Source organism: Nocardia sp. SYP-A9097 (assembly GCF_009649815.1).
Taxonomy (GTDB): domain Bacteria; phylum Actinomycetota; class Actinomycetes; order Mycobacteriales; family Mycobacteriaceae; genus Nocardia.
The window spans coordinates 101,296-116,831 of record NZ_WJIC01000024.1 but is presented as its reverse complement, the minus strand read 5'-3'; the positions used below and the strand labels follow the sequence as shown (position 1 = coordinate 116,831).

General features: G+C 65.6%; 14 protein-coding genes. 9 read left to right on the top strand and 5 right to left on the bottom strand.

Annotation, left to right across the window (positions count from 1 at the left end):
- Nucleotides 1-240: 240 nt before the first annotated feature.
- Nucleotides 241-1,275 carry a ParA family protein gene (locus GFY24_RS32505; RefSeq protein ID WP_309231610.1) on the bottom strand — a complete coding sequence of 345 codons (1,035 nt, stop codon included), beginning with the start codon at nt 1,273-1,275 and terminating at the stop codon, nt 241-243.
- 165 nt (nt 1,276-1,440) lie between these two features.
- Here GFY24_RS32505 and GFY24_RS32500 point away from each other — a divergent pair, with 165 nt between their 5' ends.
- Entirely contained in the window at nt 1,441-2,853 is a 1,413-nt protein-coding gene (locus tag GFY24_RS32500) for a hypothetical protein (RefSeq protein ID WP_153808935.1), read from the top strand.
- Here the strand turns inward: GFY24_RS32500 and GFY24_RS32495 are convergent.
- Both GFY24_RS32495 and GFY24_RS32490 read right to left on the bottom strand, forming a co-directional pair.
- Nucleotides 2,837-3,631: a hypothetical protein gene (locus GFY24_RS32495; protein WP_153808934.1), complete on the bottom strand. Its 795-nt coding sequence runs from the start codon at nt 3,629-3,631 to the stop codon at nt 2,837-2,839. The genes GFY24_RS32500 and GFY24_RS32495 overlap by 17 nt on opposite strands.
- A gap of 197 nt (nt 3,632-3,828) precedes the next feature.
- On the bottom strand, nt 3,829-4,701 hold the full coding sequence (locus GFY24_RS32490) for an alpha/beta hydrolase (protein ID WP_153808933.1): 873 nt from the start codon (nt 4,699-4,701) through the stop codon (nt 3,829-3,831).
- A 246-nt stretch (nt 4,702-4,947) separates the two neighbouring features.
- Here GFY24_RS32490 and GFY24_RS32485 point away from each other — a divergent pair, with 246 nt between their 5' ends.
- On the top strand, nt 4,948-5,571 hold the full coding sequence (locus GFY24_RS32485) for a hypothetical protein (RefSeq protein WP_153808932.1): 624 nt from the start codon (nt 4,948-4,950) through the stop codon (nt 5,569-5,571).
- Nucleotides 5,572-5,590: 19 nt separating this feature from the next.
- Here GFY24_RS32485 and tuf read toward each other — a convergent pair whose 3' ends face one another.
- On the bottom strand, nt 5,591-6,787 hold the full coding sequence (gene tuf / locus GFY24_RS32480; protein ID WP_309231609.1) for an elongation factor Tu: 1,197 nt from the start codon (nt 6,785-6,787) through the stop codon (nt 5,591-5,593).
- A 151-nt stretch (nt 6,788-6,938) separates the two neighbouring features.
- On the bottom strand, nt 6,939-7,493 hold the full coding sequence (locus tag GFY24_RS32475) for an RNA 2'-phosphotransferase (protein ID WP_153808931.1): 555 nt from the start codon (nt 7,491-7,493) through the stop codon (nt 6,939-6,941).
- Nucleotides 7,494-7,732: 239 nt separating this feature from the next.
- On the opposite strand from GFY24_RS32475, the gene GFY24_RS32470 reads away from it, so the two are divergent.
- From GFY24_RS32470 to lipA, 7 genes are all read left to right on the top strand, one after another.
- The gene (locus GFY24_RS32470; RefSeq protein WP_153808930.1) at nt 7,733-9,238 is read left to right on the top strand and encodes a leucyl aminopeptidase; all 1,506 of its coding nucleotides are present in this window, start codon (nt 7,733-7,735) and stop codon (nt 9,236-9,238) included.
- Nucleotides 9,239-9,382: 144 nt separating this feature from the next.
- Nucleotides 9,383-9,958 carry a hypothetical protein gene (locus GFY24_RS32465; protein ID WP_153808929.1) on the top strand — a complete coding sequence of 192 codons (576 nt, stop codon included), beginning with the start codon at nt 9,383-9,385 and terminating at the stop codon, nt 9,956-9,958.
- Nucleotides 9,959-10,307: 349 nt separating this feature from the next.
- A complete protein-coding gene (sucB, locus tag GFY24_RS32460) occupies nt 10,308-12,038 on the top strand; it encodes a 2-oxoglutarate dehydrogenase, E2 component, dihydrolipoamide succinyltransferase (protein WP_153808928.1) in 1,731 nt (576 codons plus the stop codon).
- Between the two features lie 9 nt (nt 12,039-12,047).
- A complete protein-coding gene (locus GFY24_RS32455) occupies nt 12,048-12,947 on the top strand; it encodes a TIGR01777 family oxidoreductase (RefSeq protein WP_153808927.1) in 900 nt (299 codons plus the stop codon).
- 214 nt (nt 12,948-13,161) lie between these two features.
- Entirely contained in the window at nt 13,162-13,674 is a 513-nt protein-coding gene (locus GFY24_RS32450) for a GNAT family N-acetyltransferase (protein ID WP_153808951.1), read from the top strand.
- Entirely contained in the window at nt 13,671-14,444 is a 774-nt protein-coding gene (gene lipB / locus GFY24_RS32445; RefSeq protein ID WP_309231608.1) for a lipoyl(octanoyl) transferase LipB, read from the top strand. The genes GFY24_RS32450 and lipB overlap by 4 nt, the downstream gene beginning before the upstream one ends.
- Nucleotides 14,445-15,524 carry a lipoyl synthase gene (gene lipA / locus GFY24_RS32440; RefSeq protein WP_309231607.1) on the top strand — a complete coding sequence of 360 codons (1,080 nt, stop codon included), beginning with the start codon at nt 14,445-14,447 and terminating at the stop codon, nt 15,522-15,524. It begins immediately after the preceding gene.
- Nucleotides 15,525-15,536 lie beyond the last annotated feature (12 nt).

Below are 15,536 nucleotides of genomic sequence, written 5' to 3'. Positions count from 1 at the left end.
CCCGGTCGGTCTCAGTGGCTGCTTTCAAAGCTTAACCCCACCAACGCAGCAGAACCAAATCCGCTGATCAGGAGGGCTAATGTGAATCTGTCAGGCGCTCCTCGTACAACCTCGTTTCCCAGGCCCTTGGGGCTCCGGGTCGGTGTCCGTGTCGCTCTGACTCGAATAAAGTTACGTACCGCTTCGATCAAAGTCAAATCGCCTCTTGACCTGCAGGTTTATCGGATGACTTTGATCAACTCAACGGCCCCAGGCGAGTTTGATCCGAGTTGTCGCGAGGAAGTCGGCGGTCAACTCCCGCAATGCCAGGAACTGACCGCCCTGGCCGTACTTCTGGCGGAGGGTGCCGAAGTCGGTGAACTCGGCGGCCGCGGCTATTTGGTTCGACTCCGGGATTCGGGTGGGGAACAGCCGCGGGAGAGAGGGGTTCTCGCGGAGGGTTTCCAGGATGCGCTGGTGGACCGTGGACGAGCGGCGGTATTTGGTGATCACCACACCCAACTCCGTAATAGGAGCCGACCAGGCCGCGGAGAGATGCCGGAGGTGGGACTGCAGCGGCGGGATGCTGTAGGTCGACATGACATCGGGGATGGTCGGGATCAGATAGCCGTCGGCGATGCGCAGACCGTTCTGGGTGATCGGCCCCAGATTGGGCGGGCAGTCGATCAAGACGTAGTCATAGGTGGAGAGGACACCTGTCAGGGCCGCGGCCAGGACGGTGGTGGGGTCCAAGGTGGTGAGGCGGGACATATCGTCCTGCAGTGCGATGAGCTTCGGGGATGAGGCGAGCAGGTCGACCGTGGTGACCGACTGCATGGGCGATACCTGATGCTGGACCAGGTCGGCGGCATCGCGCGGGCGGCGGCCGGCGAGCGCGTCGGTGAAGACCGCGGCCAGGGTGAGGTCTGCGGAATCCAGTTCGGCCGAGCGTTTCTCACCGACCATCATGGTTGTCAGGTTGCGCTGCGGGTCCAGGTCGATGAGCAGGACCCGCTTGCCGAACTCGGCGGAGAGGATCTCGGCCAGCGCGGCGGTGGTCGTGGTTTTGCCTACACCGCCCTTGAGGTTGAAGGTGGCCACCACGTAGGGGCGGGCACGGCCGGGGACGGCGGCCGCCTCCCAAATGCGTTGCGGGCGATCGAATTGCAGGGAGCGGTTGGGAGACTTGAGCCAGTCCCAGCCGAAACCGTCCGACCCGGTGAGCCGCGTCGAGCGCGCAGCATCATCGGGAACCACATCGCCACGCAACTCCACCAAACCAGCACCCTTCATCACAGCGACCGCCTCGGCGGTCGGCATCAGACTAGTTACTCGGGGTGCGCCTAGGGGGTGCGACACGAGAAGCCGATCCGGCGGCGCGCCCGAAAGACTCGCCGATGACTCGGGCATCGGCACGTCGAACCACGGTGTGCGGATATGACCGCCGAATAGACTTCCGCTGTGCCGGAAGAGGATCCGATCCGCAAGATGACCGAGGCGCTCAACAAGCTCGGCATTCCCGTGGAGATCAGATCGGGCGGAAGTGAACCGGTCCCCTGGGACAATCTGCTCCGGCACGGCGGCACTTTCGAGAACATGTTCGACCCCGCACCGGTGTCGCCGCGCCGGCCGCGGCGGGCCGATACCGTTCGCTATCGCGTCCGGGTCGAATCGGTGAAGCCGAACGGGCGGTCCTGGCGGGTGCTCGAGGTGGCCTCGGACTTCTTCCTCGATGAAGTGCAGGAGCTGCTGCAGGGGGCATTCGGGTGGAAGGCCAAGCAGCGGTACCGGTTCGGATCGGCCGAGGTCTACGGCCATCGGGAGACCGAGCACTATCTGTGCCGGGTGGATTCGGAAGGGCGGCTGACGCCGGGCGAGGTCGCGGATGAATTCGTAAGGCTCGACGAGGTGCTGACCGCGGCCGGGGACGAACTCTTCCACCGGTACGGGGCGGGCAAGCAGTGGCAGCGGGTGATTCGGCTCGAGGAGATACGCGAGTTCGGGGCGTACACGCCGCGGGCCGAATGTGCCTGCGGTCCACGGACTTTGGATGTCGAGGCGGTCAATCTCGAATTGAGCAGCTACGGGTACGGCGTCGCCGACCGATCGCCCGTCGATACCTTCACACTGCCCAATTCGCTCGCCTGGATCCTGGGAAATGGCTTCACCCGGGGGTTTCGGCAACTGCGCCATTTGATGGGACAGGCCATGCTGGATGTTCCGGTCACCGTCGATGCGCAATTCGCCGCCGATGCCATGCGGCCGTACCTGCGGTTGCTCGAGCACATCGGGGTGGACGGCGTCGAGCTGACCACGGCGGGGGCGCTGCCTCGGCATATGGTGGCGGCGCTGTTCACCGAGCTCGATATGAGCGAACGGTGGGCCCGGCAGGAGGTACCGGCACCGATCGCCGAGTTGCGGCATACGGCAGCGCGATTCGACCTGATCGAGCGGGATGGCAGCCGGTTGGTGCTCTCCGATCTCGGGCTGCGACTGCTCGCGGACCCGGTGGCGCTGTGGTGGCATATCGCGGAGCGGTTGCCGCGCGGGTCCACGCACGAGGTAGCCGTGGTGTACGTGTTGGCGGCCGCTACCGACACCGACGATCCGGCGCTTACTGCCGCCGGAATACTCGATGATGTGCACGGGCCGCTCGGTGACGGGCCGGTGTCCGAAGGCCGCGATGTTGTGCGGACGATCCGGGAGGCGTGGATCGTCTTCGAATGCCTGCGAATGACACCGCTGGATCGGCTCTCGTTCTATCGAACTCGACATCCGGCCATGCGCACCTTCGCGCGGGCGGTACTGCAGCAGTGGCCGCGCAACGGCCTCATCAGGTGGTTCGGGAACTGGCATCTCACCGGCACTCCATGAGTTCGGCTGGGGGGATGGGCGGCACCGGTGTGCCCAGCCGCCGCAGGGTGATCATCAATTCTTCGATGCGCCGGGCAGCGCGGAACCAATTGTCCAGGCGGTTACGGGATTCCAGGCCGGTGACATGGGTCAGGTCGCAGCAGTAGGGCAGGAATGCCAGCGATGCCGGATCGGTGATCACGGTCGGGCGGGATTTCGCGGCACCGGGGCCCACCGTCGTGCACCAGGCCCGCGTGGCCTGCTCGACAGTGTCGAACGTGTCCGCGCCGAGCAATTCCATTGGGCTGCAGGTCTCCACGTCGAAGAGATAGACGTGTTGATCCGCACCGCCGGGATATTCGTAGCCGGCGATGATGCCGAGGCGGGTTTGCTCCGCGGCGGTCAGCTGCCAAATGTCGCCGGTCGCCTGCACTCGGCAGGACAGGGGCAACCATGGCGGTTCGCACTGACCGGTGGCGGCGTCGAGGAAGTCTTGGACGGGCGGTATCAGGAAATCGGTGGGGGCCAGGGCGAGTAGGCCCTGAAGCAGCCACCAGGTGGACTGATCCGGATCGCCGGGTGGGGTCGGGGCACCGGTGCGAGTGAGCACCGTTGTCGCGAGTTCTCCGAACCACCAGTCGAAATAGAGGTTGAAATCCCGGCTGCGCAGCGCCCGGTGCAGCTGCTCGCCGAGTAGTTCGGCGGTGGCCTGCTCCAGTTCGCGTGGGCACTTGGCGAGCATGAGAACACGGCGGTGCGCGAGCACCTGGCGGATCGACTCGTCGAACCAGGACGGCACGCCCCGCGCACGTTCGCGGTTACGGCGGGCTCGGGCCGCTATTTTGGGTCCCCGCTTGGACTTTCGGCCTCTCGAATTCGGCATATATCGAGGTAAGCAGGGTCGGCAGCCCAAGTCACCGTTAGCGGAAGCTTCGCGCACCAACACGCCGAATTCGGTGGCGTGTTGGATGACACGCGGAAGCCCCCTGGAATGTCCTACTCGGACAGCGCCTTACGCAGCGCTACGGCGAAGCCGTCCGGGTCGCCCTGCTGGCCGTATTCGCCACCCAGGAAACCGGCGTGATTGCTCGGGAAGATCACCGGCTCGGTGCCGAGACGCTCGGCCACGCCGAGGCCACCGCGGTACGCGAATTCGCCCTCGGACTCGATACCGACCGCGATCACGACGCGGGTGGGCGCGGCCCGCAGCGCGTCGAAATCATGGTTGTAGCCGGTGCAGGTAATGAGATTCTGGCCGAGCAGCGGATCCGCGCGGGTGCCGTCGTCCTCGGTGGGGAGACCGAACATGGCCGGGTCTACGGGCTGGTCCGCGAAGCTCGCCGGAATCTCGCCCTTGATCGAGACCAGGCCGATGAACCTGGCCATCGCCGGGCCGAAACCGCTCTCCTGGTAGGTCTTCCGGATACTTTCGATGCCCGCCAGCGCCTGCTCCTGGTCCGGGAGGACCTGGGCAGCCGGGGGCTCGTGCGCCACCAGAATACGGACCTGGTCGGGGTGCTGGGCGACCAGCGCGAGGGCATTGACCGCGCCACCGCTGTTGCCGAAGAGGTCGACGGGAGCCCCGCCGAGGTCGTCGATGATCCGGTGCAGATCCTCGGCGTGCTGGTCGGGAGTGGATTCGGAGTCGGGCTCCGACTTGGTGCTGCGGCCGGTGCCACGCGGGTCGTAGGTGACGACCGTACGGTCGGGGAAGCGAGCCGCGAGGCTGACGAATCCGCTTGCGTCCATGGGCGAACCGATCAGCATGAGCATGGGCTGATCACCGGCGGTCTCGGTCTCCGGCTGCCGCACGTCGTAGGTGATCACGGCACCCGGGGCTGCCACGGTAGAGGTCTTCGTCTCGGACATTAAAGGCTCCTTCTTCGTCGTTGCCAGGTAGACGGGGCGGGTAGTGCGAACTCATCGCTCGGGCCGCGGACATGTTCGGCACAAATAGATGACCAGTCATAGGTCGCGCGCGACACGCTCGACACGCGGAGCACAAGCGGGGTACCACCTACCGCCCTCGGCGAGTCATCGATGGCAGATCGCCGAGGCGGTGTTTGTATGGGGCCGATAGGTATGCGGTACAGCACAATCCGAGGAGATCTGATTATGCGTGGAAGCCGTTCTACTCGTCGTATTGCCGCCACCGCCGTGGCAGCTGCGGCATTTGTCGGAATCGCCAGTGCGTCCGCGAGTGGTGCACCGGCATTCGAATGGAATGCGGCCATCCAGGGTCTACAGGCCACCGCCGCTGGGAATCCCGTGGCCGAACAGGCCGTGAACAGGCTGATCACCTCCGGACAACGCGCCGGGGACGTGGCCCTGCCCGCTCAGCCATTCCAGATTCCGGCGCAGTCCGATATCGGACGCGGAGGCGGGCCCGGGGTGTACGGGTCCGGAGTCGCGCTCGGTATGGATGGATTCCGGTTCGGGCTCTTCGGCGGGCCGGGCGCCATCTCACCCGATCAGACGGGCGCGAAGCTCGAGGTGATGTGGTTCAACCTGTCCAATGGGCGCAGCGGGACCAATCTGCTCATCGAACATCAGGATGTGCCGGTGGACACCACGATTCGCACCGCCGTCATCGATCCCGGACCGGGCATGGTGGTGGCCGCGGTGTACGGCAGCGTGTGGCATCGATGGCCGGTGCCGGTCAGCGATGCCAATCCCGACGGGTTCCGGTATCAGTTGAGCACCATCTCCGTTCCGTCGTTCGGAGCCGTATACAACTGACTCGCGTGGGCGCGGGCCGCTACTTGATGATTTTGGTTATCTGGCCCGCGCCCACCGTCCGGCCGCCTTCGCGAATGGCGAATTTCAGGCCCAATTCCATGGCGATGGGTTGAATCAAGACCACCGACATGGAGACATTGTCGCCGGGGAGCACCATTTCGACATCCTTGGGCAAGGTCACCACACCGGTCACATCTGTTGTGCGGAAATAGAATTGGGGGCGATAGTTGTCGAAGAACGGGGTGTGACGGCCGCCCTCCTCCTTCGACAGGATGTATGCCTGGCCCTCGAATTCGGTATGCGGTGTCACCGATCCGGGTTTGATGACGCATTGGCCGCGCTCGACATCCTCGCGTTTGATACCGCGCAGCAGTAGCCCGACATTCTCGCCCGCGCGGCCCTCATCGAGGAGTTTGCGGAACATTTCGATGCCGGTGACCGTGGTCTTCGTTGTCCTGGGCCGGATTCCGACGATCTCCACCTCGGCGTTCACCTTCAGCACACCGCGCTCGATGCGGCCGGTGACCACGGTGCCGCGGCCGGTAATGGTGAAGACGTCCTCGATGGGCATCAGGAATGGCTTGTCCACCTCACGTGCCGGAGTGTCGATCCAGGTGTCCACCGCCGCCAGCAATTCGGTTATGCCACTCCCCCATTCGCCATCCGGATGCTCCAGCGCCTGATACGCCGAGATGCGCACCACCGGGGTGCTGTCGCCGTCGAAGTCGTATTCGCTCAGGAGGTCGCCCACCTCCATTTCGACCAGTTCGAGAATCTCCTCATCCTCGACCATGTCGCATTTGTTCAGCGCCACCACCATTTTCGGCACGCCGACCTGACGGGCGAGAATGACATGCTCCTTGGTCTGCGGCATCGGGCCGTCGGTGGCCGCGACCACCAGGATCGCACCGTCCATCTGCGCGGCACCGGTGATCATATTCTTCACATAGTCCGCGTGGCCCGGACAGTCCACATGCGCGTAATGCCGGTTCTCGGTCTGATACTCCACGTGCGCAATGGAAATCGTGATTCCGCGCTGCCGCTCCTCCGGGGCCTTGTCGATGGCATCGAACGGGGTGAACGGATTCAACTCCGGATATCTGCTGTGCAGCACTTTGGTGATGGCGGCGGTGAGCGTCGTCTTACCGTGATCGATATGACCGATCGTGCCGACATTGACATGCGGCTTGGTGCGCTGGAACTTCGCCTTCGCCACGGGGACCTCCTATGCGATCCGGGGCGGGCATTCCAGGGTCGTGGACACCGCGCAGTATGCCCGACAGCGGTGTCGTAATCAGGGTATTTGTCGCGACAGCGGAAAGGTCGGGAACCGGGTCACGCACGCGTAGAGCGGGATTGACGGATCCTCAACGCGCAGCAAGTAATTCGAGGTAGCGGGGTGGCACCGCATCGACCAGCCAGACACCGTTGCCGGTGACGAAGAACTCGTGCCCGTCGCGGCGCATGGCGGTGGTATCGACCCGCAATACCGCCGGACGGCCATGTCTGCCACCGACATTCACCGCGGTGTCGATATCGGCCGACAGGTGCACGGCATGCCGCCGCATGGGGAGCAGGCCCTCGGCCATGATCAGGTTCAGGGTGCGCTCGGCGGTGCCGTGGTAGAGCACATCCGGTGGTTCGGCCGGGGCGTAACCGAGGTCGACCTCGATCGAATGGCCCTGCCGGGCGCGGATCGAGGTACCGGATTCATCGAATTCGAAGCGCCGCTTATTGTTTCGCTCCACCACCGTGTCGAGTTGGGCCCGAGTGAAGGCGCGGCGGTGCGCGGCGGCCTGGCGCAGTAGGTCCTCGACGCGCACCCAGCCCGCCGCATCCGGGTCCAAACCGATGGCCTCCGGACGGTGCCTGAGCCAACTCGACAGTCGCTTGGATAGTTTGACGATTTCTTTCTCGTTCATGTACGACCTACGGTCGCGCATCGATCGGCGGGGCGCAAGCCGATTCCGGTGGATCAGCCCCGAAACCACAGCCCCCGCGAACCCGCAGCGCAGGGTGTTCCTGCCCACGATCACGCCGATCACAAGCACATGCCTCTGCGGGCATAAGTCGCCCGACCGGGGCGGATCACGTTTCCAGCGTGTTCCAATGGGGCGCGCCGGAAGGCTGAGCGCCAGGGGTGCGCAGTAGCCTGGGGCGCATGACAGCTGTTGCAGATCGTTCGCTCGGGCCGGAACTGGTGCGCACCGAGACCATCGGTGCGGCCGATGCGCTCGTCATCGGACTCACGTCGTCGGAGGACGGGCCGGTCATTGCCCCCGCGGACGCGTTCGAGGATGTACTCGACTCCGACACTCGCGCGGCGCTGCTGAGCTCGCTGCGGGCGGTGGGCGCGAAGGGCAAGTCCGAGGAGATCACCCGGGTGCCCGCACCTGCCGGGCTGGACGTGGATTTCGTGCTCGCGGTCGGGTTGGGCGCGGCGGAGAAGGTCGATGCCGAGCAGGTGCGCAAGTCCGCCGGTGCGGCGGGGCGGGCGCTCACCGGGATCGGCACCGCGGTGACTGTTTTGTCCGGACTGGATTTGGGGGCGGCGGCCGAGGGGTTCTATCTCGGCGCATACCAGTTCACGACGTTCCGGTCGGCCAAGAGTGCGCCCAAGACCGATGACCAGCCGGTGCAGCGCATCGAATTCCTGGTTCCCGACGTGGGATTCGGCGAAGAGGCGCTGTTCCGCGCGCAGGCGATCGCCGAAGCCGTCGCTACCGCACGGGATTTCGTCAATACGCCGCCGAACGAGCTGTTCCCGGCTGAATTCGCCAATCGCGCAGCGGAATTGGCCAAGGCCGCCGGATTGCAGGTGGAAATCCTCGATGAGAAGGAGCTCACCGCCGGTGGGTACGGCGGGATTGTCGGCGTCGGCAAGGGGTCGTCGCGGCCGCCGCGGCTGATCCGCATCACCTATGCCGGTGGAGATCAGCGGGTTGCGTTGATCGGCAAGGGAATTACCTTCGATACCGGCGGCATCTCCATCAAGCCCGCGCAGAGCATGGAGAATATGACCTCCGATATGGGTGGGGCGGCGGCGGTTATCGCCACCACACTGCTCGCGGCCCGCCTGAGTCTGCCGCTCACCGTCACCGCCACCGTGCCGATGGCGGAGAATATGCCGTCCTCCACCGCACAGCGGCCGGGTGATGTGCTGGTGCAGTACGGCGGGACCACCGTCGAGGTGATCAATACCGATGCCGAGGGGCGGCTCATTCTCGCCGACGCGATTGTGCGTGCGGGAGAGGATGATCCGGATTACATCATCGATGTGGCGACGCTGACCGGAGCGCAGATGGTTGCTTTGGGCACTCGTACGCCGGGCGTGATGGGAACCGACGAGTTCCGCGATCGGGTGGCACGGATCTCGCAGTCCGTCGGCGAAAACGGCTGGGCCATGCCACTTCCCGCCGAACTGCGCAGCGATATCAACTCAAAGATCGCCGATCTGGCGAATGTGGCGCCGCACCGCTGGGGCGGAATGCTTTCCGCCGCACTGTTTCTCAAGGAATTCGTGCCGGAGGGTGTGCAGTGGGCCCATCTCGACGTCGCGGGTCCGGCCTACAACACCGGTGGACCGTTCGGCTACGTCGGCAAGGGCGGGACGGGCGTACCGGTGCGGACGCTGATCGCGACACTCGAGGATATTGCCGCCGAGTAGCTGATGTACGGCGGGGCTGCTGACAGCAGCCCCGCCGGAAGTCTCCTGGTTCGGCAGGTCACCTACCTGAATGATGAAGAGAGACAGCGCTTTCAGCTATTCAGCGACGGAAAGATCTACATGATCGAGTTGTGGCGGGGCGTCGTGAACGCAATTCTTGACAGTGTTCAGTTCTCCGACACCCTCGGCCCCGAGGAGGTCGGCCGTATATCGAGCGCTTTGCTCACCGAACCCCTGTGGAATCTCCACCCCGCCGAGGAATACCAGGCGCTGGTCGAGGCGCTGCGCTCGAATGAAGAGCTGGACACCCTCATTCGGACAAGGTATTCGGAGTCCGAGCTGCGCCGATTTCTGAGCAGCATTGTCGCGGAGCTCGATCACCGGCGACCGTGGCCGGAGCCCCCGTTTCGCGAATTGCCGGTATCCGGCTGGACACGGTTCTCGGATGCCGATCCCATTGCTCGAATCGACCTGGCCTGGCCCGCAATTCAAGGCCCAGTCCGTCGAATGCTCAGGAAACCGGTGGGAGAAAGCCGCTACTGGTTGCTCCTGCAGTTGCGTTCCGGGACCGAGATTGCGCTGGTCTGGCCTGGATGGCCTGGCGAGTCCGCAACAGCATTGTTGTCGACAGACCTGGCGACACCGATTCAGGACATCGTCGGCGAAGTCGTGAATTCGACCGCTCTCGACCCGAAGTTCATCTCGATCATCGATCGCTGAGTCCAGCTCGGCGTTGCTCGATTCGGTGGACAGGGGGTGGATCGAATCCGAAGGGGCTGCTCAGGGACTCCTCGGCAGATATTCAGGAGCGGCTGGCTATTACCGCTGTTGGAAAGCAGTCGAGCGTCCTCACCATCGCGTTTGCGACGCGGCGAGGTTCGGTGAACGGCCGCCCTGTGACACGTTGCACGCGGCGGAGTGCAAGGATGGGTAGCTGGAACAAGAACCAACAAGGATCTCCGGGTGCCACAGATTATTCGGTGGCCGTGGGCCGACATCGCGACCCGCGGTGAAAACCCATCGGAGACAAGCTGTTTAACCCGACGAGCAGTCAGAGGAGTCAATCGACATGGCCTTCTCCGTCCAGATGCCAGCTCTTGGTGAGAGCGTCACCGAGGGCACTGTGACCAGGTGGCTGAAGCAGGAAGGGGACACGGTCGCGGTCGACGAGCCTTTGCTCGAGGTATCCACCGACAAGGTCGACACCGAGATCCCGTCTCCCACTGCCGGTGTACTGGTCAAGATCGTGGCGCAGGAAGACGATGTGGTCGAGGTCGGTGGCGAACTCGGCGTGATCGGTGATGCCGGTGAGGCTCCCGCTCCCGCCGCTGCCCCGGCTCCGGCCGCCGCGCCTGCCCCCGCACCCGCCCCGGCTCCGCAGCCCGTGGCCGCCGCACCGGCGCCCGCTGCCGCAGCCCCCGCACCCGCCGCTGCCGCCTCCGGCACCGCGGTGAAGATGCCCGAACTCGGTGAGTCCGTGACCGAGGGCACCGTCACCCGCTGGCTCAAGCAGGTCGGCGACCAGGTCGCGGTCGACGAGCCGCTGCTGGAGGTCTCCACCGACAAGGTCGACACCGAGATTCCCTCGCCCGTCGCCGGCACGTTGCTGGAGATCACCGCGCAGGAAGACGATGTCGTCGATGTGGGCGGTCAGCTCGGCGTAATCGGAAGTGGCGCACCGGCTGTCGCTCCTGCGCCTGCCCCGGCTCCTGCGCCCGCCCCGGCTCCGGCTCCGGCCCCCGCGCCTGCTCCCGCAGCAGCCGCTCCGGCTCCCGCGCCCGCCCCGGCTCCGGCCCCCAAGCCCGCGCCGGTTCCGGCCGCGGCCACCCCGGCCGACGAGGTCTCCACCAATGGCGGCGGCCCTTACGTGACCCCGCTGGTCCGTAAGCTCGCTGCCGAAAACGGCGTCGACCTGGCCACTCTCACCGGTTCCGGGGTCGGCGGCCGCATCCGCAAGCAGGATGTACTCGCCGCCGCGGAGGCCAAGAAGGCTCCGGCTCCGGCCGCCGCCCCGGCTCCCGCAGCCGCTGCTCCGGCCGCGCCTGCCGCCACCGCGGCCGCGCGCCCGAACCTGGCGCACCTGCCGGGCACCGTGCAGAAGGCCAGCCGCATCCGCAAGATCACCGCCATCAAGACCCTCGAGTCGCTGCAGACCACCGCACAGCTCACGCAGGTCCACGAGGTCGATCTGACCAAGGTCGTGGCGCTGCGCGCCAAGGCCAAGGAGGCGTTCAAGGCGCGCGAGGGCGTGAACATCACGTTCCTGCCGTTCTTCGCGAAGGCAGCGATCGAGGCGCTCGGGGTGCACCCGAACGTCAACGCGTCCTACAACAGCGACACCAACGAGATCACCTACCACCCGGTGGTCAACCTGGGTATCGCCGTGGACACCGAACAGGGTCTGCTCTCCCCGGTCATCCACAACGCCAACGACCTGTCGCTGGCGGGCCTGGCGCGTGCCATCGCCGATATCGCCAACCGGGCGCGCAATGGCGGGCTCAAGCCCGACGAGCTGTCCGGCGGCACCTTCACCATTACGAACATCGGCTCGCAGGGCGCGCTGTTCGACACCCCGATCCTGCTCCCGCCGCAGGCGGCGATGCTGGGCACCGGCGCAATCGTCAAGCGCCCCATGGTGATCAGCGACAGTGGCAGCGAGTTCATCGGCATCCGCTCGATGGCCTACCTGCCGCTGACCTACGATCACCGGCTCATCGACGGCGCCGACGCGGGCCGCTTCCTCACCACCATCCGGCACCGGCTGGAAGAGGCGGCCTTCGAGGGCGACCTCGGCCTGTAGGCAACCGGTATGAAGGTCGTGGTCGCCGGCTCGTCCGGACTGATCGGGACGGCGCTCGTCGCGGCATTGCGCCGCGACGGGCACCAGGTGACTCGCCTGGTGCGTCGTCCCGCCCAGGCACGCGATGAATTCCGCTGGGATCCAACGCGTGCCGACCTCGACGACCGCGCACTACGCGATGCCGACGCCGTGGTGAATCTCTGCGGCGCGGGCATCGGGCGCAGGCGCTGGAACGGCAGTTATAAACAGGAGTTGCGGGACAGCCGGATCGTCCCCACCGATGTACTGGCCTCCGCTGCCGCCGCCGAAGGTGTGCCGACGCTTGTGAACGCCAGCGGCGTGCACTATTACGGCGGCGCCAGTGGCGACCGGGTGATGACCGAAAGTTCCCCTGCCGGAACAGGATTCCTGGCCGGACTGTGCCGGGACTGGGAAGCCGCGACACAACCCGCCGTTGCCGCGGGCGTGCGCACGATTCTGCTGCGCAGCGCGGTGGTGCTCGCCAAGCAGGGCGGCATGCTCGGAATGCTTTATCCCCTTTACTCTTTGGGCCTGGGCGGCAGACTCGGCAGTGGTCGCCAATACGTCCCGTGGATCTCCCTGGATGACGAGATCGGCGCGATCATCTTCGCCCTCACGCACGAATCCCTCTCCGGCCCAGTCAATATGGTCGGCCCCGCACCCGTCACCAATGCGGAATTCACCCGCGCCATCGGACGCGCCCTGCATCGCCCCACACCCTTGATGGTCCCCGCATTCGTACTGCGTGCCGCGGTGGGCGAATTCGCCGATGAGGGAATCCTGCACGGCCCCAGGGCAATCCCCACGGCCCTCGAAGAAGCCGGCTACCCCTTCCAACACCCCACCATCGGCGCGGCCCTGGCCGCGACGGTCGGCCACCACGGATAGTCGCCCGCGTCGCCCGATAGAAATCTTCCCAGTGCCGCCCGAGGCCGCTTCGCGATCAACGCGCATATAGATCAACACGCATGTAATGGCGCAGGGGTCTGCTCGGGCGATACCGGCGCCATCACATCGACGTCGGATCCAGAATTTGCACTGGTGTTATGGGCGCGATACAGATCACATCAAGACCGCGGATAGCGTGGTGCGGGTGACCGAATTGCTGGTGCGGGATGCGCGCGAGAGCGATCTGCCGGAGATCCTGGCGATCCACAACAATGCCATTGCCGAGACGACCGCCATCTGGGATACCGAACCCGCGGATCTCGCCGAGCGACAAGCCTGGTTCGAGACGCGTATCGCGGGCGGGCACCCGGTGCTCGTGGCCGAGATCGACGGCGCGGTGGCGGGGTACGCCAGTTACGGGCAGTTCCGGCCGAAGTCGGGTTACCGCTTCTCCGTGGAGAATTCGGTGTACGTGGCCGATCGATTCCAGCGGCGCGGGGTCGCCAAAACCCTCATGACCGAGTTGCTGGAACGGGCGCGCAAGGGCGATGTGCACGCCATGATCGCGGCCATCGAGACCTCCAATACCGTCTCCATCGCCATGCACGAGAATTTCGGCTTCAAGACCGTCGGCCAACTGCCCGAGGTGGGGCACAAGTTCGGCCGCTGGATGGATCTGACGCTGATGCAGATCACCTTCGACGATGGCGTAGCGTCGCAGAGGTGAGCGATAGTAAGACTGCCACTGCCCCGGCACACCTTGGGGCATCGGCCCGGTTCGACAGCACACCCCTGCTGGTCGAGAATCTGGGCCTCATCGACTATCAGCAAGCCTGGGATATGCAGCGCGGCATAGCCGCCGAGCGCGCCGAGGGCATCGGCCAGGATCGGCTGCTGCTACTCGAGCATCCCTTCGTCTTCACCGCGGGACGGCGCACCGAAGCCACCGATCTGCCCATGGACGGCAGCCCGGTGGTGGAGGTCGATCGCGGCGGAAAGATCACCTGGCACGGTCCGGGGCAATTGGTCGGCTATCCGATCGTGCGCCTCGCCGAACCGGTCGACGTGGTCAAGTACGTGCGACGGCTGGAGGAAGCCCTCATCACCGTGTGCGCACAACTCGGCCTGGAAACCGGTCGGGTGGAAGGACGTTCGGGTGTCTGGCTGCCCGCCTCGGACTTCCTGCCCGAGCGCAAGATCGCGGCCATCGGCGTGCGCGTACAGCGCGGCGTGACCCTGCACGGGGTCTCGCTGAACTGCAATTCGACCCTCGACGGATTCAACGCGATCATCCCGTGCGGTATCCGCGATGCCGGTGTCACCACGCTGACCCGCGAACTCCGCCGCGAGGTCACCGTCGAGGAGGTGAGCCCGCTGGTCGCCGACGCCATCGCGCGTGCCCTCGATGGCGATCTGCCCGTTACCGACCATCAGCTGCCGCCGTCACCGCACCGGTGGCCGCCAAGGCCGAATGATCACGAGCGTAGGGTGAACTGAGTGACCTCCGTCGATACCCCGACATCGAACACCCCCGAACCCGCCGCACCCCGGCCGAGTTCGACCGCGGCCTCCGCACCCGCCGGACGCAAACTGCTCCGCATCGAGGCGCGTAACGCCGAGACGCCGATCGAGCGCAAACCCAAGTGGATTCGCACCAAGGCGACCATGGGCCCGGAGTACACCGAGCTCAAGGGCCTGGTGAAACGCGAAGGGCTGCATACGGTTTGCGAGGAAGCGGGCTGTCCCAACATCTTCGAATGCTGGGAGGACCGCGAGGCCACCTTCCTCATCGGCGGGGAACAGTGCACGCGGCGCTGCGACTTCTGTCAGATCGATACCGGCAAACCTGCCGCGCTCGATCGCGACGAGCCCCGGCGCGTGGCCGAATCGGTGCAGGCCATGGGGTTGCGGTACTCGACCATCACGGGTGTGGCCCGCGATGATCTCGACGACGGCGGAGCCTGGCTGTACGCGGAGACCGTGCGCGCGATCAAGCAGCTGAACCCGCACACCGGTGTCGAACTGCTCATCCCGGATTTCAATGCCGTGCCGGAGCAGTTGGACGAGGTCTTCTCCTCCCGTCCCGAGGTGCTCGCGCACAATCTGGAGACGGTGCCGCGGATTTTCAAGCGGATTCGCCCGGCCTTCCGGTATGAGCGTTCGCTGGCGGTGATCACCGCTGCCCGCGAGGCCGGACTGGTCACCAAGTCGAATCTGATTCTGGGTATGGGCGAGACGCCCGAGGAGGTCACCCAGGCCATGCAGGATCTGCACGATGCCGGATGCGACATTCTCACCATCACCCAGTATCTGCGGCCGTCGCCGCGGCATCATCCGGTCGATCGGTGGGTGAAGCCGGAGGAGTTCGTCGAGCACTCCGATGCCGCCGAAGCGATGGGATTCGCCGGTGTCATGGCGGGTCCGCTGGTGCGTTCGTCGTACCGCGCGGGCCGGCTGTACGCGCAGGCCATGACGCATCACGGGCGCGAAATCGCCCCGGAGATGGAGCATCTCGCGCAGGGCGGCTCCGCTTCGCAAGAAGCGACCAGCGTGCTCGCGCGGTTCGGCTCGCACTGACCCGTAGACCGA